The sequence below is a fragment of the Sphingobacterium sp. UBA5670 genome, from assembly GCF_002420705.1.
In the GTDB taxonomy this organism is placed as follows: Bacteria; Bacteroidota; Bacteroidia; order Sphingobacteriales; family Sphingobacteriaceae; genus Sphingobacterium.
The window spans coordinates 324,266-349,464 of record NZ_DIIM01000002.1 but is presented as its reverse complement, the minus strand read 5'-3'; the positions used below and the strand labels follow the sequence as shown (position 1 = coordinate 349,464).

Below are 25,199 nucleotides of genomic sequence, written 5' to 3'. Positions count from 1 at the left end.
ATCCTTTTACGATGAACAAAGAGTCGAATAGTGTTTATAAAAGTACCTGCTGCTATTGTGGTGTAGGGTGTGGCGTAAAGATTACGGTCGAAAAAAATCAGCTGATTTCCGTTACGGGTGATACTGAACACCCCGTCAATCAAGGCAAATTATGTAGCAAGGGAATGAATCTGCAATATACAGTCAACGATCGCTCAGACAGACTTCTCTATCCGCAAATGCGCCATCACAGGTCTAGTCCGTTACAACGTGTTTCATGGGATGAAGTTTTGGATCGTACTGCAGCTGTCTTTCGTACGCTGATTGCAAAGTATGGTCCTGATGCCGTGGCATTTTATGCTTCCGGACAATGCCTTACGGAGGAATACTATATTCTCAACAAATTGGTCAAGGGGTTTATTGGTACAAATAATATTGACACAAACTCCCGTCTTTGTATGAGCAGTGCTGTAGCTGCCTACAAAAAAGTGCTGGGCGAAGATAGTGTGCCAATATGTTACGATGATATCGAGCTTGCTGATTGCTTTTTGGTAGCTGGCGCCAATCCGGCCTGGTGTCATCCGATACTTTGGCGACGTGTAGAAGCGCACAAAGCTAAAAATCCAGGAACTAAAATTATTGTTGTAGACCCTCGTATCACGGATACCTGTGCACTGGCTGACCTGCATCTGCAGATTAACCCCGGAACTGATATTGTGCTCAATTACGCGCTGGGAAGATTACTTATAGAACAGGGAGATATAGACCTTGACTTTATAAACAACCATACCGAAGGTTATGAGGCGTATAAAGCGCGGGTTTTCGAACGCACGCTATTGGAATCCGCTGCAATATGTGGATTGGCAGCAGAGGACATTGAGCGCGCAGCTGGATATATCGGTGAATCTAAGGCTTTTTTGACATTGTGGACAATGGGGCTGAATCAGAGTGTGGTGGGCGTTAACAAAAACCTGAGTCTAATTGATCTCAACCTGATTACAGGAAAGATCGGGAAGCCGGGAAGCGGTCCTTTTTCGCTAACTGGTCAGCCCAATGCTATGGGCGGCAGAGAAGTTGGCGGGCTTGCCAATCTTCTGCCCGCTCATCGTGATATGGATAATAAAAAACATCGCGATGAACTTCAACAGTTCTGGTCAGGAACCGCCGTGAGCGACAAACCAGGGCTTACAGCAACCGAAATGTTTGAAGCATTAGCCGATGGACGATTGAAAGCAATTTGGATTCTTTGCACCAACCCCCTCACCAGCCTTCCCAACGCTAGGCTGGTGGAAAAGGCATTGCAAATGGCTAAATTTGTCGTCGTTCAGGAAATATCCAACAAACCGCAGACCTTAGACTTTGCAGACGTCATTCTTCCCGCAGCGGCATGGGCTGAAAAAGAAGGTACAATGACAAATTCAGAACGTAGGATAAGCCACCTACATAAGGCTATCGCCCCCCCGGGCGAAGCTCTTCCGGATACAGAAATCTTATCGCGATTTGCCCAGAAATTGGAATTTAAAGGTTTTTCATATCCTACACCACAGGATATTTATAAAGAACATGTCCAGCTAACGGCCGGAACAAGTATTGACATTGCCGGCCTGGATTATACACTTATTGACAACCTGAATACCGTGCAATGGCCTTTTGATTTGACAAAGAAACAAGGAACAGCTCGTCTTTTTCAAGATAAAAAATTCCTTACTCCGAATGGCCGCGCACACTTGCATAGCCCTCCTGATCAGAATCACAGCGAACTGCCTGACCAAAATTTTCCGCTTATCTTGACAACAGGACGCATCCGCGACCAATGGCACACAATGTCGAAAACTGGCAAGGTAAGTAAACTGAATCAACATATTCAGACGGCATTTTTGGAAATTCACCCAAATGATGCAGCATCGCTCAACTTGGTCGATGGACAATTGGCAAATGTTTATTCGATACGTGGTGAAGTTCGTGTCAGAGCACGGGTTAGTGAGACGATCAAACCGGGCGTAGTTTTTCTACCAATGCATTGGGGTAAGCTATTGGGATCTGATCTCCATAGGGCCAATAACCTGACCAACGATTTAGTGGATCCTATTTCTAAGGAACCTGATTTTAAATTCTGTGCTGTACGTGTCGAAGCTCATGTAAAAAAGAAAGAACGTATTGTTATTGTAGGTGCTGGTGCCGGAGCACATGGCTTTGTCCGGTCCTTCCGAGAGTTAAATAAGGTCGATGAAATTACCGTTTTTAGTAATGAGGATCTGCCCTTCTACAATCGTGTGATGCTGCCGCATTATGTAAGTGGAGAGCTTCAGTGGGAGCAATTAATCAAGATGAAAGATGCCGAGGAGCCTTTACTCAATATACAACATATACGTGGTGTCCAGGTTACAAAGATTGACCGAACCAATAAATACGTCTGGGATTCGCGGGGAATTAAAACTCATTATGACGTCTTGATATTGGCGACAGGAAGCCGTCCCAGCCTACCAAAGCATGTACCACAGTTGCCGGGTATTTTTACAATGCGTCGTCGTACGGACGCAGATATTTTGAAACGATACCTGCCCAAACAAGCGCATGTCGTTATCGTGGGCGGAGGATTATTGGGGCTGGAAATGGCAGCTTCACTCCGTGAAAATGGAACAAAAATAACTGTAGTACAACGCGTTTCGCGTTTTTTGAACCGGCAGCTTGATCCTTTGGGAAGTCAATTGCTTCATGAACAAATGGTAGACCTTGGCTGTGATATATTCTATAACGATGAAGTGCAGCTATACTGCGGTCGCAATAAACTGACAAAGATCGAATTAAAAAGCGGGCGACAGATCAAATGCGATGCGGTTATCTTGGCCATTGGCACTACTCCTAATATTGAATTGGCTAAGGAGGCCGGCCTTCTATGCCAGCGAGGCGTGGTTGTGGATCATCACCTGAAAACCAGTGACCCTGCAATCTATGCTATTGGTGAGATTGCAGAATTTGATGGGACGCTCTATGGCATTACGGCAGCCGCCGAAGAACAGGCAGCTATCGTAGCTCATTATCATCAGGGGGATATCAGCAGTCATTATAAGGGAAGCCTTTTTATGAATATTATCAAAATACAAGGTTTTGACCTGTGTAGCATCGGTCTGACGGAAATACCAAATGAAGGCTATGAAGAGATTATTTTTATCGACAAAGCCAAGCGTTATTACAAAAAATGTATTATCTATCAGGATAGACTTGTTGGCGCCATCTTAATCGGAGATAAGAATGAATTTCTTGAATTTAAAAACTTGATTGCAAACAGAATTGAATTGAGCGAAAAACGTTTGCAGCTGCTACGCAGCGGTACTGCAAAAGAAGCGGCCATTGGTCGTCTGGTGTGTTCGTGCAGTCAGGTTGGAGAAGGCAATCTGCAGCGACGCTTAAGCGATGGATGTACGGATCTCCAGGAGTTATGCACTGCAACTGGAGCTGGGACAGGCTGTGGATCTTGTAAACCTGAAGTGAAGCGTATTTTGGAACACTATATTGTAGAAATGGATAAGGAGGTAAAATCCTATGCAAAATAAAATAATGAAAGATGGACAATTTGTTAAGATTAACCTTTCAGGCGGGGCAATCTCTCCGGGAGAGCTTCTCAATTTATTGATCCCTTTGGAGGAAGCAGGCATTACAGAGGTTAAATTTGGCAGTAGGCAACAATTGTATTTTCTGATAAATGATTCACAGCTTGAAGAATTGGAGTATACACTACTCAACCAGGAGTTTGCTTATGAAATTGGTCAGGATATCTATCCAAACATTGTGAGCTCATATGTGGCAGATGGGCTTTTTAATCAAGGGGCATGGATCCGTGAAGGGGTATATAAAGATGTCTTGGATAGCTTTGACTTCAACCCGAGGTTAAAAGTCAATATTGTGGACTCTACTCAATCACTGGTACCTTACTATACTGGAAATCTAAATTTCATTACTTCCGAAATTAGCAATTATTGGCATTTGCAGCTTCGGTTCTCAAAAAGCAATTTATTTTACACCTGGTCCACCTTGGTAAATACGGATGACATCGCCAGGCTCTGTTATTTTCTCGAGTCTACGCTGATTGAAACCCTCGTCACAACGGCAACCGAAGGACAAGAGCTGGGCCAAAAATTAGAAAGCTTAGCAACTGCTTCAGGAAATTTTTTTTTCCAATCCATTGGACAACCGTTTTTGGAACCCGCATTTAAACTCCCCTATTATGAGGGATTTAATACTTACCAAGACAGACTGTGGCTAGGGGTGTATCGGCGCTCTGAAACCTTTTCGATCGCTTTTTTACGCGACATATGCCACCTCTGTCTGCAACACAGGATCGGTCAATTCTATACTACACCTTGGAAATCAATCATCATCAAAGATATTCAGGCAAGTGTAAGATCCTCATTTGATATTGTACTGGATCGACATCGGATCAATTTGCGCCATGCCCTAAATGAGCTCAATTGGATGACAGAAGATTTTGATCCCGCTGCCTTAGCCCTCAAACAGGAATTGGTGCACTGTATGAATTGGTTGGATATTCGTACTTACAAACTGTGTTTTGGCATTAAAATGCAGCCCAAAAGTGGAATTTGGGGATCTGTAATTTTGCGTTTCATTGAATCCAAGGAAAGCAAAACTTGGTTTCAAGTCCAACATACACAAAACTTTAATCCTAATTCCAGGGACTTTATTACCTATCAAAAACGTGTGGAGCGCGCAGAACTTACAGCTGTGATCTTGGCACTGTGTGAAGATTTTTATCGGCTTCAAGATAGCGAATTGGCGCAGGAACTACCTATTACACCTACACAGATTACTACAGGAGAATCCGAGCCGATCAATGTAACCTATCAATGCCCGGCATGTCAGACCACCTATGACCCCATCTGGGGAGATAGTACCCAGGATATCCCTGCCGGGACTTCATTTGAAGATCTGCCCGAGACGTATTGCTGTAGTGTCTGCGAAAACGAAAAGTTAACCTTTAGCAAATTGGTAAAGTGAGTACTCTTTAGGCCTTCTGTTCCGACACATTTTCATCCACATATTGTTTGACAAAAGGTTGCCTATAATAGCGTTTCCCACTAAATGAAAATAGGGCGTTAGCTACAGCAGCAAATGTAGGTGGAAACACAGGTTCGCCCATTCCTGTTGGATTATCTTGGTTTTCGACAAAATGTACATCTAATTTAACTGGTGATTCATTCATACGGATGATCCGATAGTTATTGAAATTGCTTTTTTGTGGTACACCGTCCATAAAAAGTTGCTCGCCATACAAGGCATTGCCTATCCCGTCGGTAAGCGCTCCTTCTGCCATGTTTATGGCCGCGTCCTTATTGACTACAATACCACAGTCAATGGCTGCAAGGGCCTGAAAAACATAAGGCTCGCCGTTTTTTACGCCAATATCAACCATTGCTGCAGCATACGTATTGTGGCAAAAATATGCCGCCATTCCCCGCCCTGTCCCTAGAGGCCTCTCGGTTATGTTTGCTTTATCCTTTAATAATTGGATGACACCTGCATAACGGTCAATATCGTAGTCATTGCGTTGTCCAATTGGCTTATCCTTTGCACGTTGAAGCAATTCTAACCTGAAATCGATTGGATCTTTCTTCATTTCAAAAGCCAATTCGTCCAAAAAGGACTGCTCCGCACAGGCTATAAAATTGGACCCAGGTGCTCGGAAAGCGCCTATAGTTATTGCTGATGGTACAGACCAAGCTTCAGCAAGGTAATTAGCTATCGCCCCTGCAGGGAATCGGTTTTCATGAATTGGCGACTCCGGTATCCCTCCTGCTTTAATGTGAAAACCTATAAGTTCATTGTTTTCATCTAAAGCGGCTCTGTAAGTAGCACGATAGCTAGGACGATAAATCCCATAGGTAGCCTCATCCTCACGGGTATAGATAAGCTTGATTGGAGCGCTCAACTTTTGAGAGATAACTGCTGCTTCAACAAGATGGTGGCCATAAGCACGTAGCCCAAACCCCCCGCCCATTCGGGCTAAATTAATTTTTATTTTGTCTTTTGCGAGTCCCAGTCGAGCTGACAACGTTGACATGATAAATTCCGGTGCCTGTATTGGAGCATATAATTCCGCATGATCAGCTGTTACGTGCGCAAAACAACTGACTGGTTCCATGGTATTATGCACAAGAAATGGTGCAGTGTAGGTGCGTTCAATAATTCGTACTGCATTTTTAAAGGCAGATTCAGGATCCCCATCCCGTCGCCTTACTTTTGCCGGCAATGTGGAATAATGCTCCATGTCTGCATAATGTCTCTCGGTGCTTTCCAAAAAATTTGGCTTTCCATTATTTGCATTTCCGGTCGGTCCAGTCAATTGCATGATCAGCTTTTTTTTGGCTTGCATGACCTCCCAGGTAGTCGTCCCGACTATGACAGCAAGCTTTGTATAGCTCATAACATCAAACCCGTTCTTTTTATAATCTTGAGAAAGAGGTTCAATGATAAACACATCCTTTATTCCAGGCATTTTCCGCACAGCTGTATCATCTATGTCAATAATTTCTCTACCGAAACTTGCCGGATGCACAATCATGGCTATCAGCATACCTTCCGTTTTATAGTCGCTCGTAAACAGTGGTTTGCCAGTTACGATATTGTCCATCTCCACATTATGTTTAGAAGAGCCGATAATCTTGAAGTTGGCTACATCCTTGAGCTTAACATCTTTCGGAACAGGTACCAAAGCGGCCGCTGATGCCAGCTCACCATAGGAAAGTGTGCGCTTGCTCTTCGAGTGAAATACCTGGCCGGCATCGGTCCGCAGTTCACTCACGGCAACAGACCATCGTTTTGCAGCGGCGAGCAATAACATCTGCCTGGCAGCCGCACCTGCTGTGCGCAATACAGGCCAAGCTCTTCGAATAGATTGACTCCCTCCTGTGAATTGCCGTTCAAAACGTTCTGGAAAAAAATCGGCCTGCTCGACTTGCACCTGTTCCCAATTGACATCCAATTCCTCCGCTAAAATCATGGGTAATGAGGTTTTTACGTTTTGGCCAAACTCCGGATTGGGATTAAAGAGCGTAACTTTTCCATCGGGATGAATTTTGATGTAACTATTTAGTGAGAAGGGTTCACCTGCTGTAGTTTCTGTTGGGAGATGAGCGGCCAATGCTGTGGCGCCTGGCCAATGAAACTGCAAAATCATTCCTCCTCCAGCCAATAAAGCTGCTTTTAAAAAAGATCTTCTATCGATAGTATTTTCGTCTGCTTTCATTGTTCGTTCTTTCAAAAAACTGTCTATAAAACATTACTTTGTCGGCGCATAAGCACCATTGGTTAACCAAGTGATCCATGCTTTCTTAAAGTCAGCATGACTGATAGGCGGCAATGTCCTGCCTTCACCTGGAGTCCAGGCCCATTTGACCAGACCATCATCAGCATGAGCGATCAAGGTCTTTAGATCTTTGTTTCCATTTTGTTTGGGATCCACGATTTGTCTGGCCAGTTCATGCGCACTGCGTCCTTGGAACACCATCTTCATATTTGTTGGTGGTAGATGCCATTCGGGACTACCCGGGGGTGTTTTTAGACCAGCTGTATTTTCGGTTTGATGACAATTCGTGCATTTCATGGCAAGGATGCCTTTACCATCGGTCCCACGTTTTGGAAACATGGCATGGAGTCTGTTGTCGTCCCCCTGCAATGGAATGTCACCTTTAGGATGGCAGTTCATACAGCGAGGACTCTGCAATACCGCATAGACCTTTTTAAAGGCATTGACAGATGTTAAGCTATCTTTTTTTGAGCTGACTGGCGCATTAAAAGCTGTTGTTTGGTTGGTATCCTCTGAAAAAGCGGAAACGAGTCCCATTAAAAGCAGTGCAATAACAGTTAAGGTTATTGGCATTCTACGGCCTTTTTTGGTGTTTTTTTCTTTATATAATTCCATAGAATCCTTATTTTTAACCGTTTTGTTTTTGTAATTCAGCGGCATGATGGATTGCCTTGCGGATGCGGGAATACGTGCCACATCGACAGATATTTCCTGTCATGGCGTCGTCGATATCCTGATCTGTCGGATTTGGACGCTCACGTAACAATACCGCCGCAGACATAATCTGTCCAGCATGGCAATAGCCGCATTGGGGCACATCGACATCTTTCCATGCTATTTGTAAAGGATGGTCACCATGCTCGGATAACCCTTCTATTGTAGTTACATCTTTACCTATGGCACGTTTCAATTTTGTTACGCAAGAGCGCACAGCTTCACCATCTAGGTGGACGACACAAGCCCCGCATTGTGCAACTCCACATCCATATTTTGTTCCTGTTAGACCTATGTGATCCCGCAGAAACCACAATAATGGTGTCTCATTGTCTATGTCGACAGTATATTCCTTTTTATTGATTCGAATTAAATTCATAATGGTTTATTCTATTTATATAAAACATCACCTGATGGATGATGTTTTATCGAGCTCAACTTTAAGTGGATTTTTCTTAAAAATAAGTATTTGATTGATATGAAAAGAAGATTCTTGCGCAAATCCGTAATTAGGGTAACAAATTCCGTAATTGGGGTATTAAATATGGAAGACATTGAGATTCAAAGGATATTTAGTATTGTTAGATCACAAAACTATCTTATATCGCGATGGAGCTTTTGTATCCATTTTTAAAATGTGTAACTTCAACAAAACGCTATTGTATTAATTGCTATCACAATGATTCCTGATATAAATAGATTTCCGAAATTAAATGGTGTGGTGCTCATTGGCGGTAGAAGTCAACGTATGGGGAGTCCAAAAGAAAAGATCCGTTGGCATGGCAAGGAACAACGCTTTTATTTAGCTGACCTGCTACAGAACTACTGCGAAAGCGTATATATTTCTTGTCGTCCGGAACAGGTTAATGAGGTAACCGCCAACGAAGAGAATACGTCCAGCTATGCATGCCTTTCCGATCGTTATGTGGATATTGGCCCTATGGGCGGTATATTGACGGCTCTCGAATTTCAGCCAGAGCGTGCTTGGCTTGTCACGGCTTGTGATTTACCCATGCTGGGACCAGAAGCGATCAATCATTTAATTCAAAAACGCGATCCACGAAAGATAGCCACAGCATTTGCAAGCCCAGGGAACAATTTTCCCGAACCATTGTTTGCTATTTGGGAACCCCATAGTCTGTCTATTCTTCAGCAGATGTTTGTACAAAATAAATTATCTCCACGTCATGTTTTGGTACAACATCATGCCCTATGCATCCAAGCACCAGATGGACAGACGCTTACGAATGTAAATACGCCGACCGAAGCCACCTTGGCAAAATCAATGATTACCGGCAAAGGTCAAGGCCGCTGAAGTGCTCCATTGTAAAGCATGGCATCCACCTTCTTGTACACTTCGGGATCATGCCTTTTTATTTTAATTTTCACATATTTAGACGCGGGCATATTGCTTTCCTTTACGACATTATTAACCGAAACAAGTACATTGGTTTCCGGAAAATAAGTGACTGTATTTTTTTCAGGAATAGAATAAGCTACAATTAAAAATAAAGGTGCAATTCGTTCTATTCCATCATCGTAATTAAAAAGATCCACGCTGTCTCCAGCTTTAAAACCTGCTTTGTCAATATCTTTCTGATTCATAAATATGACACGACGCTCATTTTTTATACCCCGATAGCGATCATCAAGTCCATAGATGGTGGTATTGAATTGATCATGAGTACGCGTTGTTGCCATCATATATTCATCCGCATCTAAATGGTTATCCGGTATCTCGGTCAATGTGAAAGGCGCTTTTCCTCCAAGTTGTTGCGCAAAAGATTGCCTATCACGAGCTGCATTTGGTAGATAGAAACCATCTCTTTGACGAACTCTTACATTGTAATTTTCAAAACCGGGAATGCATTGCTCAATTGCATCTCGCACCGCATCGTAACTGTCGTGATAGCGCTTCCAATTGACTACCGATTTGTCTTTTAGCGTTGCTATTGCCATTCGGCAAACGATCTGCGTTTCGTTGATTAGATTCTTGGAAACGGCATCCAGTACACCTTTAGAAGACTGTACGACACCCATCGAGTTTTCCGTACTCACAATTTGCACTTCGCCATCGACAATATCCTTATCACTGCGTCCATAAGTGGGCAGAATAAGCGCCTCTTTGCCATGGATGAGATGGCTGCGGTTTAGCTTTGTGGATACAGATACCAATAGATTCAGCTTGCGCAGCGCATTTGCTGTAAAAGTTGTATCAGGCGTCGCCGACAGAAAATTTCCTCCCATGCAAAACAGGAATTTAATTTTTTCAGCATGCATAGCTTTAATTGTGTGAACCACATCACACCCATGTTCACGAGGCGGATTAAACCCAAAATACTGCTGAAGACGATCCAACTGCTCGCTTGTAGGTTTCTCATCAATAAGCATTGTGCGGTTTCCTTGAACATTGCTGTGACCTCGGACTGGACACACACCTCCTCCCTTTATACCAATACTTCCTTTCATCAGCAGGATATTGAGGATTTCGCGGATCATATCCACGCCATTGGGTTGTTGTGTCAATCCCATTCCCCAACAAAAAATAATTTTATTCTTCGAAGCGAGAAGCGCTGCTGCTTTTTGGATTTCTGTAATTTCTATCCCGCTAACATGACTCAGATGCTCAAGATTATATCCGGGTGCATCGAATTGCTTCACAAAATCAATATATCCGGTTGTCTTTTTGTCAATAAAATCGCGATGAACGATCTTTCCGGGATTTTTGGTTTCAAGGTCCAATAAGATAAGTTCCAATGCTTTTAAGAGTGCCATATCACCGTTAATCTTCACGGGAAGATAAAGATCGGCCAAACTCACTCCTTTTCCTATGATCCCGTTGATTTGCTGCGGATTGTGAAATCCCATTAATCCAGCCTCCGGTAAAGGATTTATAGCGATTATTTTGGCGCCATTTCTTTTGGCTTTCTCCAGTGCACTCATCATACGGGGAGCATTTGTCCCTGGGTTGTGACCGATGATGACAATCAATTCACTTTCATAAAAATCGTCAAGTTTGACTGTTCCCTTTCCGATTCCAATCGTGGAACGAAGAGCCGAACCAGACGTTTCATGGCACATGTTGGAGCAGTCGGGCATATTGTTAGTGCCAAATTCCTTTGCAAATAATTGATAGACAAAGGATGCTTCATTTGAAGTACGGCCTGAAGTATAAAAAGCCGCCTCATGAGGCGATTTTAAAGCATTGAGCTGCTCAGCGATTTTTTCGAAAGCTCCCTCCCAGCTGATTGGTTCATAATGTGTTCCACCTGGACGCAAATACATAGGGTCGGTTAAACGGCCCATTTTGCCAATTTCATAGTCACTAAGCTGCGATAGATCATATACTGAATTTTTCTCAAAGAACGCTGGCGTGACCCTTTTTGTTGTAGCTTCTTCCGCCAGTGCTTTTGCTCCATTTTCACAATACTCCCCCACAGGAGATCGCTCATCATCAGGATCGGGCCAAGCGCAACTAGGGCAATCAAAACCACCGACTTGATTCATTTTAAATAGCGCCTTGGTACCTCTAATAAGCGTTTTCTCTTCAATAAGATCTGCAAAAGCCGCCAGTACAGCCGGAATGCCGGCCGCCGACTTTTCAACTGGCGTTAACTTCAGATCTAAGAGCTTATAGGGGTTTTCTGCTTTTGGTTCCCCCTGGATTGATTGCTCCAATTTTTGCTTGTTGTTCTCTTCCATAACCAGTAGATTTTTGGGACAGTTCAAACGGATGTTTTATACACTTAGCATTTGAGATTTGGATTCGGAAAATTGTCACTTTGATCCTCCATAGTGTTATCGATACAAGCAAAATCCTTTTCGACGAGAATTTTAACCGGTCCTGACTGGCCTTCAAAACCTATTCTTTCTGTCTCCACCAATTCCTTTATCATATTGGCAGATAGTTCAGTAATGATTTCATTCTCAATAAAAGAAGTCACAAGTTCTTCTGTACCCGTTTGCAGAATACGATATACAAGGGGTTGGTTGATAAATTCAGTGCGACAAGCAACTTCACCCGTGTCGCCCAATTTATCGATTTCGGACATGGTCAATCGTAGTCTAACGGAATTATCTCTAATTCTTATTTTCATCTTTATATGTTTTGGTCAAATTCTGATCAATGGCTCATCAGACCATTGATTATAATATGTTTTGCCTGATGATATATATTGCACCTTTGGTCACGTACAAAGCCTAATAAGGTGATGTCAAATTCCTTCGCCAGTTCAACGGCCAGGCTCGAAGGAGCACCAATTGCCGCAATAACCTGTATTCCGGCCATCGCCGCCTTTTGTATAAGTTCAAAACTTGCCCTTCCGCTTAACACCAAGATCTGTTTTTGCAACGGTAACACTTGATCCGACAGCGCATAACCGATGAGCTTATCCAGTGCGTTATGCCGACCCACGTCCTCCCGCAACGCGATAAGTTCTCCCTGTAGATCAAACAACCCTGCGGCATGTATTCCGCCCGTTGCCGAAAAATTGCCCTGTGCGGCACGAAGCTGATCGGGTATACGGTATATGACTTCTAGTTCTAATATGCTTTCCTTTGGTGAAAATTCTTTAAATATGCTAACCGTTTTGATGGCCGCAATGGAGCCCTTTCCACAAACACCACAACTCGAAGTCGTGTAAAAATTGCGATCTAAGGCTATTGTTTTCGGGACCACCCCCTCGGCCAGTCTCACAACAATGATATTATCAGAATTTCTTGTGCAAACGGCATCCAAACGGTCCACAGTTTCGATTTGGCTGATAGTGGAAATTAACCCTTCGGTAAATAGAAATCCTATAGCGAGTTCTGTGTCATTGCCTGGAGTACGCATCGTGACTGAAATATTTTTATATTCAATTATCCCGTCGACAGTTGTCGCTATTCTAATTTCTAGGGGCTCCTCCACTGAAACACTATCTATAGCGTAAACTGCAGCGCCTTCCGTGACTTTGACGAGTTGAATTTGTTTTAAGGCCGTATCGAGTAGCGCATTGGATTCCATAGTTGCTGGTTCGTGTTATTTAAAGATACTAAAATTTATTGTCTCAAGCTTCTTTATAGCTCCAAATAATTGACAACAACAGTAGTTAAAGAAAGGGAAAAAAAAGTCTCAAAAAGCATCTTGAAGGCTTTCGCTAACAAGGCTTTTTGCTAACAATCCAAATAGAAATTTATTTTGGAAATAGTAGGCTTAATTCATGATAGTATCGTAATTAAAAAAGCTGTGTGAATGAACCTATTGATATATACCTTTGAGTAAAATTTAGATCAGTTAGTAGTAATCAGGGTGTCCAAATGAACAGGAACACCCTTTTTTTGATTAAATGCTTAAATCAATGGGCAATGTATAAATCCGTTTTCCAGTTGCTGCATAGATGGCATTACAGAGCGCCGGGGTAAACGGTGGTACAGGTGGCTCGCCAATTCCTGTTGGCTTAGCTTCACTATCGATAATATGCACATGGATCTGTTTGGGCGAATCAGGCATTCGAATGATCTGATAGCCGTCAAAATTTCCTTGTTCTACCTGCCCATTTTTAACCGTAATCGTACTTTTTAGCGCTAAACTAGCTGAAAATTGCGCACCGCCTTCAAATTGTGATTTGATTCGATCTATATTGACAGCTAGGCCACAATCCAGGGCATAATAGACATTTGGAATGCTAATTTTTTTATTCTGGTCTACATTGACCTCTACCACACAGGCGACATAGGTCAAAAAGCTTTTATGGGCAGCAAATCCTAATGCACTGCCTGCCGGCATGGATTTACCCCAGCCGGATTCTTTGGCGACCCGTTTGATGACATGCTTCATGCGCGCCGTATCCCAAGGGTAATCTTCGATCTTTTCACCATAGTTTGGATAGGTTGTCTTGATCAGTTCTTGCTCGAAAGTGATATGGCGATCTTCTCCGAGCAGTTCCAAGGCATTGGCAACAGCATCAAGACCTCTGGCTTCAGCAATTTCGTCAAGCATTGTTGCCGACGCAAATACCTGCGGAATATTGCGTACCGATCTTAACCAGCCAATTCGTAAATGAGCTTTCGCATCATGTGTGGCAATATTGATCGCGGGCACATTGTATGGAAAGTCCGAGGCGCCCAACATCAGTTCCCCATCACTAGGTTGTACCACGGATAGATCCTCTGTTGCCGAGATCGATGGGTTAGCAATATGGTGGGCCCAACCGCTCAACTTATTTTGATGGTCAATGGTAGCGACAATACGCTGTACACTTAGGGCATGGTAATAATCGTGTCGAATGTCATCTTCACGTGTCCACTGCACCTTGATTGGTAGGCCAGACTCTTTCGCCAAAATTGCGGCTTCGACGATGAAGTCAGGTTTTGATTTCCGGCCAAATCCTCCACCCAATAAAGTTACATTCATTTTGACCTTTTCCACCGGCATACCGAGTTCGGTAGCTACGGCATCCCTTGCTCCTTGCGGATTTTGGGTACAGGCCCATACTTCACAACTTCCATTTTTTACGATAGCCAAAGCACAGGGCGGCTCAATGGTTGCATGTGCCAAATAAGGAGCGATATAGGTATGTTCAATGATCTTTTTCGCATTCGCTCTAGCGGCGTTGAAATCGCCGCGCTTACGGCGTAGCGTTCCTTCTTCGGCCACTACCTGCTTAAGTTCTTCGATTTGTTGGGCAGAATCATAACCCGCATTAGGTCCCAATTCCCATTCAACCTCCAGTAGTTCACGGGCCTTGATGGCGGCCCAGGTGTTATCGGCGATGACGGCTACGCCGCTTAAAGGTTTAGATAAGGTTGCTGGCAAGCCAGCCCCTTTGATCGTAACCACCTTGAGTACGCCCGGAATAGCCAATGCTTTGCTATCATTAACGGATTTTACCTGTCCGCCAACTACCGGACAGCGTTTAATGACTGCAATTTTCATCCCTTCAGCGACCGCATCAATCCCAAACACGGCTTTTCCAGTCACAATATTGTGAAGATCAATGATTGGCGTCTCCTTACCGATCATATTGAACTTTTGTTTGTCCTTGAGTTTGATTTCGCTGGCGTTCGGAATAGGAAGTGTTTTCGCGGTATCCACGAGATCCCCAAAATCTTTTGTCTTACTGGATTCACGTCGAATGACCTGCCCATTTTTGGTGTCCAATTCCTCTACACTGACCTGCCATTCTTTGGCTGCTGCACGCAGGAGAAGGAGCCGTGCAATGGCGCCGGCCTCACGCATTGGTTTATAGAACATCCGAACTGAAAATGAACCATCCGTGTTTTGGTTACCGTATTTTTTTTCATCTCCCTCGGCCTGTACAATTTCTACTTTACTCCAGTCTGCGCCCATCTCGTCGGCAACAATAAGCGGCAACGAGGTACGGATCCCCTGTCCCATCTCTGAACGGTGTGCGACAATGGTGACTTTGCCATCTGAGGCAATCGTCAAATATACATTGGGCACTATTGTTGCAATCTTTTTGCCTTTATTGTCGCAGCTAAAAAAACTCACGCCGAGGATCAGTCCTCCACTAAGTAAGCCGCTAGCTTTTAAAAAGTCCCGCCTAGAAACAGCAAAAATCTCCGAACTGACTTTTTCAGTTTTTCTTTTTTGAAAAGGAGCTAATATTTTCATCTCATCTTTTTTAGTTGATAAATACCTAACCGTTTGTAACTGGCGTTCCGGCTGCTTCTAAAATGGCTGCTTTAATTCTGTTATACGTGCCACAGCGACAGAGATTGCCCTGCATCGCTTGTTCGATTTCCTGGACCGAAGGCTTGGCATTTTTCTTCAATAGGGCTGCCGCATTCATGATCTGTCCTGTCTGGCAATAACCACACTGTGGCACCACATACTTCTCCCATGCCTCCTGAATGGGATGATCTCCCTCTTCCGATAACCCCTCTATCGTTGTGATCTTACCTTCGCCAATCGCCGAGACCGGAAACGAACAGGATCGGATTGCATTATCATTGAGATGCACGGTGCAGGCACCGCATAAAGCTTTTCCACAACCAAACTTGGTTCCTTTAAGACCAATGATATCACGGAGTACCCACAGCAAGGGCATATCTTCAAGCACATCAATATCGTACTTATTGCCGTTTACCAGAATTGAATATTTTGCCATAATCGTTGTTTTCTTGTTTTTGTAAGCTTTTATTGCTCGGTATAAATGGTATTTCGATTTGTTATAAAGTAGCGTTTATTTTTTACTTGTGGATTAGCTTTCAGTTTATTCGGTGCTGTAAAATCATAATTTAAATTAATCAATTAATTATACATTTTACAGATGTTTTTACCATTATTACAGTTTTCATGTTTTTTAACGTCTAAATCATTAAATTTGGTAAATGGCATTGTAATATAAAGCCATTTATTTTAATCATTATATCCGCGTTCAACCGTCTTGCCCATTTTTGCATGAAAGAAATTAAAGACATTGTTAAAGCTGCAGAGATAGCCAGTACCGAAAACCAAGCAATGGTATTAGCCACCGTGGTGAAGGTTGAAGGCTCATCTTATCGAAGACCCGGTGCCCGGATGCTGGTAACTCAAGATGGGCAGATGACAGGAGCAATTAGCGGCGGTTGCTTGGAAGGAGATGCCTTAAAAAAAGCCATTTTGGCCATTCATCAACGAAAAAATAGACTTGTCAGTTATGATACAAATACCGATGAGGGTTCGGCAATCGGCTTGCAGCTTGGTTGCAGTGGAATTGTCCATATTCTTTTTGAATATGTGGATCTTGAGCGCAGAGATCACCCAATTGCGTTGTTACGACGCTTGCTCCAACAGCGCGAAGAGGCGTTGCTGATAACCAGCTTTTCTACAGACAAACAGCGCGAACAGATAGGAACTCGTTTACTTATTGCAGATTCGGAGAAAAAGACCTCCGCTTTAGAATCCCAATTGCAAATTCTTGAAGAGCATATCAATATAGCTAAGACTAAGCGACAATCTGTCCTAGCCCTGATTGAGGAGGAAGGGCAGCGAAATGAAGTTCTTATTGAATACCTTGCTCCTACGGTGCACTTAGTTGTTGTCGGAGCAGGCAATGACGCGCAGCCTGTAGTGGAGATGGCACATCTACTCGGTTGGGAAATAACAGTGGTCGATGGACGTCCTAGTCATGTCAATGCCACGCGTTTTCCACAAGCCAGTCAGCTTATTGTAGCGCCAGCAACGGAGATTGTTACTAAAATAAGCATAGACCGCTGGACTGTTTTCGTGTTGATGACACATAATTATTCTTACGATCTCACAGTTCTCAAAGAGTTGATGCATTCAGCCACTATCTATATTGGTTCACTGGGGCCAAAGGCCAAGTTGCTTCGGATGTTTGATGATATCCATCAGGCTGGCATAACGATTACTGAAAGTCAAAAAGATAAAATTTACGGGCCCGTAGGGCTCGATATAGGAGCGGAAACCTCCGCAGAGATTGCCTTAGCAATCATCGCTGAAATCAAAGCAGTGTTGAGCGATAGACCAGGAGTTCCCTTGAAGTTCCTAACGACGAAAATACATGCCGAAAACCCAATAATAATTTAGATATCATGCTGACAGATACATTTGGACGTACACACAACTACCTTCGGATATCACTCACAGATAATTGCAATCTGCGCTGTTTTTATTGTATGCCCGAAGAAGAGTATAGCTTTACGCCCCATGGCAAATTGATGCAAGTGGACGAAATCGAGCAGCTAGCACGCTTATTTGTAGACCAAGGTGTTCGTAAAATACGTCTGACGGGGGGCGAACCGTTAGTGCGCAAGGATGCTGGAAATATTATAACGCAATTATCTAAACTTCCTATTGAACTCCACATGACCAGCAATGGAATCCGGATTGACGATATGTTACCTCAGATTGTGGACGCAAAATTCAAGAGTATCAATATCAGTCTGGACACTTTGCGACCAGAACGATTTTTCCAGATTACGAGAAGAGATTATTTTGACCGTGTGCGGGCCAATATTGACCTTTTGCTGCATCATGGAATCCAGACCAAAATTAATATGGTGGTAATGAAAGGAGTCAATGAAGATGAAATTTTGGATTTTGTAGCCTTGACCAAGCTAAATCCAATAGAAATCCGTTTTATTGAATTCATGCCTTTTAGTGGCAACAAATGGACCAGCAATCAAGTATATACAGAGGCCGATATGCTGGCTAATATCCGTAGGGTATATTCCGCCGAACCTCTTCCTGTAGGGCCAAATGATACAGCAAAAGCATTTTCAATTGCAGGGCACGCCGGGCGGTTTGCTATTATAAGTACAATGAGTGCTCCTTTTTGTGCGGGATGTAACCGGATACGTCTGACGGCAGACGGTAAACTTAAAAATTGCCTATTCTCTTCAAGTGAAACCGATTTGTTGACTGCTTTGCGAGCCGGCAGCGATATATTGCCTTTAATTCAGGCAAATATCAACGCCAAAGCAAAGGAATTGGGTGGACAATTAACAACAAATTTTAAACATATAGACACTGATTTTCTTAAAAATCGGAGTATGATAACCATTGGCGGATGACAAAGCAAACAGGTATAGTTATATTGGCGGCAGGCAATTCGTCGCGACTGGGCTTTCCTAAGCAACTGCTCGAATTTGAAGGAGAGAGTTTATTGAAACGTATCAGCAAGGAGGCTCTCGCAATCCCCCATGCCAACGTCGCTGTCGTGATCGGCGCTTACCCTGACCCTATCAACGCGGCTTTGAAGGAAAGTAATGTTCATGTGGTTATCAATCCACATTGGGCGACAGGAATGTCTACTTCCATTGTTTTTGGTTTAAGCGATTTACTAAAATATCAGCCCAATTTGGATCGTTGTATAATTAGTCTATGTGATCAACCTTTCGTTGATCGACATGTCTTTCAACAGCTTATCCATCTGGCTGATCGTACCGAAAAAGGTATTGTAGCCACCGGTTTTTCTGGTATATGGGGAGCACCGGTACTTTTTGACAGAAAATACTTTGAGCAACTGATGGAGCTGGAAGGACAACAGGGCGCGAGGAAAGTTGCCGAGCAATTTCCCGAAGATCGAGTCATAGTCAACCATGAGGCTGCAAAGTATGATATCGATACGCAAGAAGATTACTTCAATCTTCCCCATCAATTTATCAGTGTTCAGCAGGCCAAAGACATTATCCACCATTATCTACCGGCTCCAAAACAATTACGACTTGTACTGGAAGACGCCTTGGGCTACACTTTGGCGCAAACAGTTATTGCAGAGCAGTCGATCCCAGGTTTCCCGCAGTCATCAATGGATGGCTATGCTATTCGTTTTTGCGACAAAGATGAGGAGCTTTCAGTCGTAGACAGAATTCCAGCCGGTACTACGGTTGAAAAAAAAATGAAGCCTGGACAGGCTATGCGCATTTATACTGGAGCGCCCTTGCCTCGAGGTGCAGATACAGTCGTGATGCAGGAAAAAATAGATTTAAGCGAAGGGAATGTCATCCGCATACAGGATAAAGCCCTTCGTTTGGGAGACAATGTGCGTCTTCAAGGTTCCGAAGTGATGGCAGGAACTATTGCCATGCTACCTGGAACTACTTTGACCCCTGCTGCTATTGGCTATCTCGCCGGGATCGGATGTACCGATATCCTTGTAACCGCGCCACCGCGTATTCAGCTGATTCTTACAGGAGACGAACTGAAAGCTATTGGTACAACACTTGGCTATGGCGAAGTTTACGAGTCTAATTCCTATCAACTGAAAGCTGCATTGCGGCAGCTAGGTATTCTGCATGTCGAAAGTCAGCATGTAGTAGATGACAAGGACCAATTGAAAGTAGCCCTGGAAAATGCATTGACAGAATCAGATATCGTTCTTTTGGTGGGCGGTGTGAGTGTAGGCGACTACGATTACGTCGTTGATGTAGCGAAAGCCTGTGGTATTAAACAACGTTTTCACCGTATCCGTCAAAAGCCGGGCAAACCCCTCTTCTTTGGTACACAGCAGGAAAAACTGATCTTCGGACTACCCGGAAATCCATCTTCTGCCCTAACCTGTTTTTACCTGTACGTCGCTCCTGCATTAGAACGCATCATGCAGCTCCCCGAACGGAAACGTTCCATCCAAACTCATACAACACATGCTTATAGCAAAAAGCCAGGTCTAACTCATTTTCTTAAGGCGCGTTACGATGGACATGCTGTTGAACCTTTACATGCGCAGGAATCTTATCGTCTCCAATCTTTTGCGCAGGCCAATTGCCTTTTGATTCTCGAAGAGGACAGCAATGGCTGTGCTGCTGGTGACGAAGTTTTTATCCATCTTTTAACCTAAACGAACCATGCCGTTTGAGCTTTTTTATTTTTTTCTTTTTATTCTAGCTTTTCTTTATGCGTCTGTAGGGCATGGTGGTGCAAGCGGCTATTTAGCTCTAATGGCGCTCTACGGAATTGCGCCACAGGAAATGAAACCTACAGCCCTTGTTCTTAACCTTTTTGTTTCGTTAACATCTTTTATTCAGTATTACAGAGGCCATTATTTTAAAAGAAATTTATTTTTAATGGTTGCCATTGCTTCTGTTCCCCTGGCTTTTATAGGTGGTATGATTACTTTGGAAGACCATTTGTACAAACGGCTTTTGGGCCTGCTATTGCTTTTCCCGATTTTTCGGTTTTTCTTCTTCAAAAGCCCTTCGGAAGATGAGCTCAAACCTTACAACAGTTATGGTGCATTGGCAATTGGTGGGGCTGTCGGACTTCTATCAGGTATGATTGGTATTGGTGGTGGAATTATCCTGTCGCCATTTCTGATTTTACTTAAATGGACAGATCAAAAACAAACTGCAGCTATCAGTGCTGCATTTATTTTTGTAAATTCATTGTCAGGACTGGGCGGTATGCTCACAAAGGGTATCTCGTTCAATGTGCATATGTGGGGATATGTTGTTGTTGCTTTCCTTGGAGGGCTATTAGGAGCATATCTTGGATCAAAAAAATTAAATCAGGATGCTTTAAAATATGTACTCGCTACCGTGCTTTTGGTCGCAGCGTATAAATTATTGTTTACATCAGCTTAACCCGATGCGTGCGGCATTCTTTAAAAGATGAATTAATAATATGAAAGTTCAAGTAAAGACCTTTGGCTCCTTGACAGATATACTGGCAAAGGAGTTTTATATAACAGCAAACGATACAACGGAGTTAATGGCGACATTATCCAAGCAGCATGTTGAATTGGCACATCGTAGCGTATTGATCGCCGTGAACAATACCATTGTTAAGAAATCGGTGATATTTCAGGAAAACGATATTGTTGCCTTAATGCCACCCTATTCAGGAGGATAAGCAATGCAGAATGAACGGTATTCGAGGCATTATGCCCTCCCTGGTTTTGGTGAGTCGGGCCAACAAAAGCTGCAAGAAGCACGGGTGCTTGTCATTGGTGCAGGCGGCCTTGGCTGCCCTGTGCTCCAATATTTGGCAGCCGCGGGAGTCGGGATTCTTGGTATCATCGATCATGATTGTGTCGATCTGAGCAATCTACATCGCCAAGTACTATATGAAACAAAAGACATCGGTCAAGAGAAGGCTAAGGTAGCTGCAGATAAACTTAGAAGGCAGAATCCCGATATTGAGATCCGGTATTGGGTAAAACAATTGCATTCTGGCAATGTCGCCGATTTGATTGGTTCTTACGACCTGATTATGGATTGTACGGATAATTTTGCTGCACGATACCTACTTTGCGATGCCTGCCGTTTATTGGATATACCACTGATTTTTGCGGCGATCTACCAATATGAAGGACAAGTAGCCGTATTCAATGTGGCCGACAAGGATGGCGTAAAGACAGACTATCGTCATTTATTCCCCACACCTCCCGACCCATTGGAAGCACCGGACTGTAATCTTGCAGGCGTCTTGGGTGTATTGCCGGGTATGATCGGCATGCTGCAGGCGACTGAAGCCATCAAATTGTTGACCGGTATTGGTGCTGTCTTGATTAACAAGTTAATGACGATCAATATGCTGGATAATAGTAATTATACCTTTGATATTCCTAAACACCCTCCTAAAACTACTTTTTACCCACAGACTTTAGCTGAACTTCGCACATTCGATTATAACCTTTACTGCGCTGGAGAATACACAGCCATACAAGCAATAGATGCAGCAGAATTTTTAGCGATTGGGGCTTCCAGTGATTGCGTGCTTGTAGACGTAAGGAATCTGAACGAACTCCCACGGATCTCGTTGCCACACTTGTCCATTCCCCTTATTGCATTACCAGCACAAATCAAAAACATAGTCGGTAAACGCGTTATTTTTATCTGTCAGAGCGGAAAACGGAGTTTGATCGCAGCCCAGTATTTTCAGAAACAGGCAGATGTGGGACAACAAATCTTTCATTTGGACGGCGGTATGATCGCCTTAGAAAACTATTTAAATGACTAAACAAAAAAACGAAATATTTTTTCAGGGCCCCATTCCGGCTACTTTGATTGCTGAAGCCATTGCAAAACATCATCGCAAATCCGAAATCGGCGCACATAGCATCTTTCTTGGACAGATTAGAGCAGATCAAATCGATGGCAAGACTGTAAAATCTATCGATTATACGGCAAATCGAGAACTAGCGTTGCTTAAAATGGCCGAAATTCGCGAAGCAGTATTTGATAAGTATCCATTAGCATGCGCGCATGTTTACCACAGTGAGGGTGAGGTACGAGTTGGCGAAATTTGCTTCTTTGTGTTCACTTCTTCGGGGCATAGGCGTGCGGCAATGGATGCCTGCGACGAACTTGTTGAACGCATAAAAAAAGAAATGCCCATTTGGGGAAAAGAATTATTTGAAGACGATACGCATCAATGGAAAATTAATAGATAATATGGTTGATATAACACATAAAAGTGCGACTTTAAGGAAAGCAATTGCACAAGCTACAGTACTTGTTTCTTCTGAAAACACCATTGAGCTCATTGAGACGCGACAGGTTCCAAAAGGCGATATATTTGAATTTGCACGTGCTTCTGCATTACTCGCAATTAAAAAAACTGGCGATATGATTCCAGATTGTCATCCGTTGCCAGTAGAATATGCTGCTATCCGGTATAAGGTGTCGGGCCTGCAAATTCATATTGAGACTGAAGTACATACGATCTATAAAACCGGTGTGGAGGTTGAAGCTATGCACGGCGCTTCAGTTGCGGCACTTGTCATTTATGATATGCTCAAACCTGTAGACAAGAAAGTGGAGATTGGTGGTATCCGATTGCTTGAGAAACGCGGCGGCAAGAGCAATGAATCTCTACCTTGGGTAGCGGCGCTTAAAGCCGCCGTGGTTGTGTGTAGTGATTCGGTTGCTCGGGGCGATAAAGAAGATATCTCGGGCCGGCTTCTGTACGATCTTCTGGAGCAACAAGGCTTGCGCGATATTACCTATGTAGTTATTGCAGACGAAACGAGTGCGGTACAAGAGCGTTTGGAACACTGTAGACAAGCGGGCATAGACCTTTTGGTTTTCACGGGAGGTACAGGGCTTTCAGATAGAGATATTACACCAGATGCGGTGGCGCCCTATATCACCAAAAATATTCCCGGCATTATGGAGACGGCAAGACAATACGGACAGCAGCGTGTTAAAACAGCGATGTTATCCCGAGGTGTTTCAGGATTTGTCGATCGCATGTTGGTGATTACCTTGCCTGGATCGCCCAATGGTGTGCGCGAAAGTATCGGCGCGTTATTTCCACAGGTGTTCCATGTATTTCAAGTAAGGGAAAACCTCGGACATTAAGCCCTCAATTTTTCGACAAGTTGTTTGACCTTCATAATAGTCTGGCTGATTTCCACTTCACGCGTAAATCGGCCTAGACTAAATCGAATGGACGACAAGGCCTCCATATCCGACAGCCCCATCGCTTTGAGCACATGTGAGGGGCGTGAGGTCACTGCAGAACAAGCCGAACCACTGGACACCGAAATCGTGCCCAATCGAGTAATCAGCTGTTCCGACAACACAGTGCTAAAGCAGATATTTGTCGTATTGAATAGTCTATTTGTCTTACTTCCATTTAGAAATGTGTCGCCTATGGCCAACAATTCACTTTCTAGATAATCCCGGAGTTGTATTATTCGGGCTTGATCTTTATCTAAATCTTCTAAAGCAATCCGCAAAGCCGTGGCCATCCCGATGATCCCGGTGGTATTGACCGTTCCACTTCGCCAGCCTTGTTGTTGACCACCTCCGTGAATGAGTGGAGTTAAGAACTTTTTCGCTCCGTCGGCCATATAAAGTCCCCCTACCCCTTTTGGACCATAAAACTTGTGCGCTGAGAAAACCATAAAATCCACAGCAAGATCGCGAAGATTTATATCTATTTTTCCAAGGGCCTGAGTCGCATCACATAAGACAAGTGCATGGTGTTGATGGACTATTTCAGTGATCTGTCTTATCGGCAGGATAACGCCCGTTTCATTATTTGCCAGCATAGCACAAACCAATGCCGTGTCTTCACGGATGGTCTCTACAAGCGATTCCAGATTCACCATACCTTGATGATCGACCTTCAAATAGGAGATCTCAAAGCCCCATTGTTCCATAAAAGCGCAAGTCTCCAAAACGGCCTTATGTTCAGTCGAAATACTAATAATATGCTTTTTGTTAGAAAACTGGAGTCCTTTTAAGACCAAGTTTATCGCTTCGGTCGCCCCCGAAGTATAGATGATATTGTTGGACTGTGTACCCATCCCGATTGCAATACCCTCGCTAGCTTGTTCTACGGCGTCTTGCACTGTTAAGCTAAATAGGTGCGAGCCACTTGGATTAGCGTAGTTTGCGGAAAAATATGGAAGCATTTCATTCAACACACGATCGTCTATTGGAGTTGTCGAATTGTAGTCGAGATAGATGAAGTTTTGGTGTATGCTGTCCATGCAATTGTTTCTTAAATAGTATATAATTCACCTATTCATCGTACTAAAATAAGCATATGGTAAAGGAAAACCAACTTAATACAAATGTAGTTAATAATATTGGTTCACTACAAGATAGTCAACTGATAACATAAGACCGATGCTTTGTACACTAATTAAAGCGCCAAGAGATAGAAACGATTATCTATAAAGTCAAATAGGATGCTTACCGCATCTGTCATAAAAAAATGCCGAGAAATGAAGACAGCCTGGCGTTTTGAAGCTGCTTGCTTTAGTGAGGGATGATAATAAAACCG

At 43.4% G+C, this 25,199-nt stretch carries 20 protein-coding genes; 11 read left to right on the top strand and 9 right to left on the bottom strand.

What is annotated here, in order from left to right; all coding sequences use genetic code 11:
* Positions 1–11: 11 nt before the first annotated feature.
* Both B3C94_RS02485 and B3C94_RS02480 read left to right on the top strand, forming a co-directional pair.
* Positions 12–3,533 (top strand): nitrate reductase, encoded by a 3,522-nt coding sequence (locus B3C94_RS02485; RefSeq protein ID WP_293898444.1) that lies wholly within the window; start codon positions 12–14, stop codon positions 3,531–3,533.
* Positions 3,523–4,992 (top strand): rubredoxin, encoded by a 1,470-nt coding sequence (locus B3C94_RS02480; RefSeq protein WP_293898441.1) that lies wholly within the window; start codon positions 3,523–3,525, stop codon positions 4,990–4,992. Before B3C94_RS02485 ends, B3C94_RS02480 begins: the two co-directional genes overlap by 11 nt.
* 7 nt (positions 4,993–4,999) lie before the next feature.
* Here B3C94_RS02480 and B3C94_RS02475 read toward each other — a convergent pair whose 3' ends face one another.
* Genes B3C94_RS02475 through B3C94_RS02465 form a run of 3 tightly spaced genes read right to left on the bottom strand, consistent with a single transcriptional unit; the run spans position 5,000 to position 8,393 of the window.
* Positions 5,000–7,240: a xanthine dehydrogenase family protein molybdopterin-binding subunit gene (locus B3C94_RS02475; protein WP_293898438.1), complete on the bottom strand. Its 2,241-nt coding sequence runs from the start codon at positions 7,238–7,240 to the stop codon at positions 5,000–5,002.
* A gap of 33 nt (positions 7,241–7,273) precedes the next feature.
* On the bottom strand, positions 7,274–7,915 hold the full coding sequence (locus B3C94_RS02470) for a hypothetical protein (protein WP_293898435.1): 642 nt from the start codon (positions 7,913–7,915) through the stop codon (positions 7,274–7,276).
* A 13-nt stretch (positions 7,916–7,928) separates the two neighbouring features.
* A complete protein-coding gene (locus B3C94_RS02465; protein WP_293898432.1) occupies positions 7,929–8,393 on the bottom strand; it encodes a (2Fe-2S)-binding protein in 465 nt (154 codons plus the stop codon).
* A gap of 300 nt (positions 8,394–8,693) precedes the next feature.
* Here B3C94_RS02465 and B3C94_RS02460 point away from each other — a divergent pair, with 300 nt between their 5' ends.
* Complete coding sequence (locus B3C94_RS02460; RefSeq protein ID WP_293898429.1) at positions 8,694–9,329, top strand: NTP transferase domain-containing protein; 636 nt, start codon at positions 8,694–8,696, stop codon at positions 9,327–9,329.
* Here the strand turns inward: B3C94_RS02460 and B3C94_RS02455 are convergent.
* The 5 genes from B3C94_RS02455 to B3C94_RS02435 form a co-directional block, all read right to left on the bottom strand.
* Positions 9,317–11,716 (bottom strand): FdhF/YdeP family oxidoreductase, encoded by a 2,400-nt coding sequence (locus B3C94_RS02455; RefSeq protein ID WP_293898426.1) that lies wholly within the window; start codon positions 11,714–11,716, stop codon positions 9,317–9,319. The genes B3C94_RS02460 and B3C94_RS02455 overlap by 13 nt on opposite strands.
* Before the next feature lie 44 nt (positions 11,717–11,760).
* Positions 11,761–12,111: a DUF7009 family protein gene (locus B3C94_RS02450; RefSeq protein ID WP_293898423.1), complete on the bottom strand. Its 351-nt coding sequence runs from the start codon at positions 12,109–12,111 to the stop codon at positions 11,761–11,763.
* 26 nt (positions 12,112–12,137) lie between these two features.
* On the bottom strand, positions 12,138–13,019 hold the full coding sequence (gene fdhD / locus B3C94_RS02445; protein ID WP_293898420.1) for a formate dehydrogenase accessory sulfurtransferase FdhD: 882 nt from the start codon (positions 13,017–13,019) through the stop codon (positions 12,138–12,140).
* Positions 13,020–13,337: 318 nt separating this feature from the next.
* Complete coding sequence (locus tag B3C94_RS02440; RefSeq protein WP_293898417.1) at positions 13,338–15,629, bottom strand: xanthine dehydrogenase family protein molybdopterin-binding subunit; 2,292 nt, start codon at positions 15,627–15,629, stop codon at positions 13,338–13,340.
* A 25-nt stretch (positions 15,630–15,654) separates the two neighbouring features.
* Complete coding sequence (locus B3C94_RS02435) at positions 15,655–16,125, bottom strand: (2Fe-2S)-binding protein (RefSeq protein WP_293898414.1); 471 nt, start codon at positions 16,123–16,125, stop codon at positions 15,655–15,657.
* A 353-nt stretch (positions 16,126–16,478) separates the two neighbouring features.
* Between B3C94_RS02435 and B3C94_RS02430 the strand changes: the two genes are divergently transcribed.
* Genes B3C94_RS02430 through moaCB form a run of 8 tightly spaced genes read left to right on the top strand, consistent with a single transcriptional unit; the run spans position 16,479 to position 23,764 of the window.
* On the top strand, positions 16,479–17,549 hold the full coding sequence (locus tag B3C94_RS02430) for an XdhC family protein (protein WP_293898411.1): 1,071 nt from the start codon (positions 16,479–16,481) through the stop codon (positions 17,547–17,549).
* A 5-nt stretch (positions 17,550–17,554) separates the two neighbouring features.
* Positions 17,555–18,535, top strand: a complete 981-nt coding sequence (moaA, locus tag B3C94_RS02425; protein ID WP_293898408.1) for a GTP 3',8-cyclase MoaA — start codon at positions 17,555–17,557, stop codon at positions 18,533–18,535.
* Positions 18,532–20,301 (top strand): gephyrin-like molybdotransferase Glp, encoded by a 1,770-nt coding sequence (glp, locus tag B3C94_RS02420; RefSeq protein ID WP_293898405.1) that lies wholly within the window; start codon positions 18,532–18,534, stop codon positions 20,299–20,301. Before moaA ends, glp begins: the two co-directional genes overlap by 4 nt.
* A gap of 7 nt (positions 20,302–20,308) precedes the next feature.
* Entirely contained in the window at positions 20,309–21,043 is a 735-nt protein-coding gene (locus B3C94_RS02415; RefSeq protein WP_293898403.1) for a sulfite exporter TauE/SafE family protein, read from the top strand.
* A 40-nt stretch (positions 21,044–21,083) separates the two neighbouring features.
* Positions 21,084–21,311, top strand: coding sequence for a MoaD/ThiS family protein (locus B3C94_RS02410; protein ID WP_293898400.1), 228 nt, complete (start codon positions 21,084–21,086; stop codon positions 21,309–21,311).
* A 3-nt stretch (positions 21,312–21,314) separates the two neighbouring features.
* Positions 21,315–22,421 (top strand): HesA/MoeB/ThiF family protein, encoded by a 1,107-nt coding sequence (locus B3C94_RS02405; RefSeq protein WP_293898397.1) that lies wholly within the window; start codon positions 21,315–21,317, stop codon positions 22,419–22,421.
* A complete protein-coding gene (locus B3C94_RS02400) occupies positions 22,414–22,854 on the top strand; it encodes a molybdenum cofactor biosynthesis protein MoaE (protein ID WP_293898394.1) in 441 nt (146 codons plus the stop codon). Before B3C94_RS02405 ends, B3C94_RS02400 begins: the two co-directional genes overlap by 8 nt.
* Before the next feature lies 1 nt (position 22,855).
* A complete protein-coding gene (gene moaCB, locus B3C94_RS02395) occupies positions 22,856–23,764 on the top strand; it encodes a bifunctional molybdenum cofactor biosynthesis protein MoaC/MoaB (RefSeq protein WP_293898391.1) in 909 nt (302 codons plus the stop codon).
* Here moaCB and B3C94_RS02390 read toward each other — a convergent pair.
* Positions 23,761–24,903: a cysteine desulfurase family protein gene (locus B3C94_RS02390; RefSeq protein ID WP_293898388.1), complete on the bottom strand. Its 1,143-nt coding sequence runs from the start codon at positions 24,901–24,903 to the stop codon at positions 23,761–23,763. The genes moaCB and B3C94_RS02390 overlap by 4 nt on opposite strands.
* Between the last annotated feature and the right edge of the window lie 296 nt (positions 24,904–25,199).

Coding starts and splice junctions, on each gene's coding strand:
- B3C94_RS02485 (WP_293898444.1), top strand. CDS start 12: ATGAACAAAGAGTCGAATAGTGTTTATAAAAGTACCTGCTGCTATTGT.
- B3C94_RS02480 (WP_293898441.1), top strand. CDS start 3,523: ATGCAAAATAAAATAATGAAAGATGGACAATTTGTTAAGATTAACCTT.
- B3C94_RS02475 (WP_293898438.1), bottom strand. CDS start 7,240: ATGAAAGCAGACGAAAATACTATCGATAGAAGATCTTTTTTAAAAGCA.
- B3C94_RS02470 (WP_293898435.1), bottom strand. CDS start 7,915: ATGGAATTATATAAAGAAAAAAACACCAAAAAAGGCCGTAGAATGCCA.
- B3C94_RS02465 (WP_293898432.1), bottom strand. CDS start 8,393: ATGAATTTAATTCGAATCAATAAAAAGGAATATACTGTCGACATAGAC.
- B3C94_RS02460 (WP_293898429.1), top strand. CDS start 8,694: ATGATTCCTGATATAAATAGATTTCCGAAATTAAATGGTGTGGTGCTC.
- B3C94_RS02455 (WP_293898426.1), bottom strand. CDS start 11,716: ATGGAAGAGAACAACAAGCAAAAATTGGAGCAATCAATCCAGGGGGAA.
- B3C94_RS02450 (WP_293898423.1), bottom strand. CDS start 12,111: ATGAAAATAAGAATTAGAGATAATTCCGTTAGACTACGATTGACCATG.
- fdhD (WP_293898420.1), bottom strand. CDS start 13,019: ATGGAATCCAATGCGCTACTCGATACGGCCTTAAAACAAATTCAACTC.
- B3C94_RS02440 (WP_293898417.1), bottom strand. CDS start 15,629: ATGAAAATATTAGCTCCTTTTCAAAAAAGAAAAACTGAAAAAGTCAGT.
- B3C94_RS02435 (WP_293898414.1), bottom strand. CDS start 16,125: ATGGCAAAATATTCAATTCTGGTAAACGGCAATAAGTACGATATTGAT.
- B3C94_RS02430 (WP_293898411.1), top strand. CDS start 16,479: ATGGTATTAGCCACCGTGGTGAAGGTTGAAGGCTCATCTTATCGAAGA.
- moaA (WP_293898408.1), top strand. CDS start 17,555: ATGCTGACAGATACATTTGGACGTACACACAACTACCTTCGGATATCA.
- glp (WP_293898405.1), top strand. CDS start 18,532: ATGACAAAGCAAACAGGTATAGTTATATTGGCGGCAGGCAATTCGTCG.
- B3C94_RS02415 (WP_293898403.1), top strand. CDS start 20,309: ATGCCGTTTGAGCTTTTTTATTTTTTTCTTTTTATTCTAGCTTTTCTT.
- B3C94_RS02410 (WP_293898400.1), top strand. CDS start 21,084: ATGAAAGTTCAAGTAAAGACCTTTGGCTCCTTGACAGATATACTGGCA.
- B3C94_RS02405 (WP_293898397.1), top strand. CDS start 21,315: ATGCAGAATGAACGGTATTCGAGGCATTATGCCCTCCCTGGTTTTGGT.
- B3C94_RS02400 (WP_293898394.1), top strand. CDS start 22,414: ATGACTAAACAAAAAAACGAAATATTTTTTCAGGGCCCCATTCCGGCT.
- moaCB (WP_293898391.1), top strand. CDS start 22,856: ATGGTTGATATAACACATAAAAGTGCGACTTTAAGGAAAGCAATTGCA.
- B3C94_RS02390 (WP_293898388.1), bottom strand. CDS start 24,903: ATGGACAGCATACACCAAAACTTCATCTATCTCGACTACAATTCGACA.